2 protein-coding genes are annotated in these 1,870 nt (G+C 49.3%); both read left to right on the forward strand.

Features of this window, described 5'->3' with window-relative positions; genetic code table 11:
* The first annotated feature begins 6 nt into the window (after positions 1-6).
* Positions 7-1,266, forward strand: a complete 1,260-nt coding sequence (locus H6S82_RS31465; RefSeq protein WP_347339577.1) for a pitrilysin family protein — start codon at positions 7-9, stop codon at positions 1,264-1,266.
* Between the two features lie 96 nt (positions 1,267-1,362).
* On the forward strand, positions 1,363-1,870 hold a 508-nt coding region (locus tag H6S82_RS31470), incomplete at its 3' end, for a peptidoglycan-binding protein (RefSeq protein WP_199318010.1).

A 1,870-nucleotide genomic window follows, 5' to 3' on the forward strand; every position in this document is an offset into this window, starting at 1 on the left:
CGAGGGATTAAGCGAACACAATTAAAAAATGGCATTGTCGTAATCGCAGTGGAAAATCCGGCTGCCGATATTATTGCCAGTCGGATATTTTTGCGTGTTGGCGGTCGGTGGGAACAACGATCGCAAGCGGGTTTGTCTCACTTACTCGCATCCGTCCTCACCAAGGGAACCGATCGACTGACCGCTTCCGAAATCGCCGAACGTGTGGAGTCCTTGGGAGCAAGTTTGGGTGCTGACGCCGCTGCCGATTATTTTTTGCTCAGTATGAAAACTGTTTCTGCTGATTTTGCGGAGATACTAGAACTGGCTGGGCAGCTGTTGCGATCGCCCAGCTTTCCAGAAACAGAAGTGGAATTGGAACGCCGCATGGCTTTGCAGGCAATTCGATCGCAGCAGGAACAGCCGTTTACGGTGGCATTCGAGCAGTTGCGACAAGCTATGTATCGAGATCATCCTTATGCGATGTCGAGTCTGGGAACAGAAAGCAGCGTTTCCAAGCTTACTCGTGCTGATTTGCAGGAGTACCATCGCACTTACTTTCGCCCGGATAATACTGTCATCAGTATAGTGGGCAGAATAGCGCCAGAAGATGCGATCGCCCAAGTCGAGCAAGTTCTCGGCGACTGGCAAGCACCTGCAACGCCTATCCCCACCCTCACCCTACCCCGCATTACCCCTATTCCTCACCCCAGCGTTACCTACCAACCAACTCAGCAATCTATTGTGATGTTGGGATATCTCACACCATCGGTGGGAAGTCCCGACTATATGGCTTTAAAGTTGCTCAATACCTATTTGGGGAACGGTCTTTCCAGTCGGTTGTTTGTGGAATTGCGGGAAAAGCGAGGTTTGGCTTATGAGGTTTCTGCTTTCTACCCAACTCGCTTGGATTGGTCGCAATTTGCAGTTTACATGGGTACTGCCCCGGAAAATACAGCGATCGCACTCGACAGCTTAAGGGCAGAAGTCGATCGCTTGTGCAAAGCTCCACTTGAGCCAGAAGAGTTTCAGGCTGCCCAAAATAAGTTGCTGGGTCAGTACGCTTTGGGTAAACAAACCAACGCTCAAATCGCCCAGGTTTATGGCTGGTACGAAATCTTGGGGTTGGGAATCGAGTTCGATATCACTTTCCCGGAAGCTGTTGCAGCTGTAACAACCGAGGCGGCGATGGATGCGGCTTGCCGATACTTTATCGAGCCGTATGTGTCTTTGGTTGGGCCAGCATATGCTGTGGATGGATTGGTAGAAAAGGGTTGGCAAAATTAGGGGTAAGGGGTAAGGGACTAGCGATCGCGCCATCATTCGTAGAAATCGGTTTCTTTGCGAAAATTGACAAAATTCATGTGTCATGATATATATCCAATGACACAAGAGCAATGGTCGATGACGCGATTGAAGATGTCTGGGTTAATCCGTTTTTGCTTATTTCTGCTTCCTGTTTCCCTATTAAGTTGGTATCAACTGCCACCCGCATTTAGCCAGGGATTCAGTCGCTTAGACTCGGAAGTTTCCAGCCGCCAGTCTGTAGTTCGACCTACCCTCAAAAGCGGTAGTCAGGGAGTGGTAGTCTCAGAACTGCAAGCAGTTCTCAAACTGTTGGGTTATTATAGTGGCGCGGTTGATGGCAACTATGATGAAACAACTGCGATCGCAGTTTCTCAATTTCAGCGAGCGGCTGGTATAAAAGCTGATGGCATTGTGGGTACGGCAACTTGGGAACAATTATTTCCACCTGCGCGATCGACACAGCCTTCTTCTGTATCCTCCCCAACAGCCGAGTCACAAGAAAAACCAGTACCAGCAAATCAATCTGCCGCTAACACCAGCGCTTCTACTCTTACGGAGTCCCCAACAAACAATTTACCAATTT

The sequence above is a fragment of the Planktothrix sp. FACHB-1355 genome, assembly GCF_014748295.1.
GTDB lineage: Bacteria > Cyanobacteriota > Cyanobacteriia > Cyanobacteriales > Aerosakkonemataceae > Aerosakkonema > Aerosakkonema funiforme_A.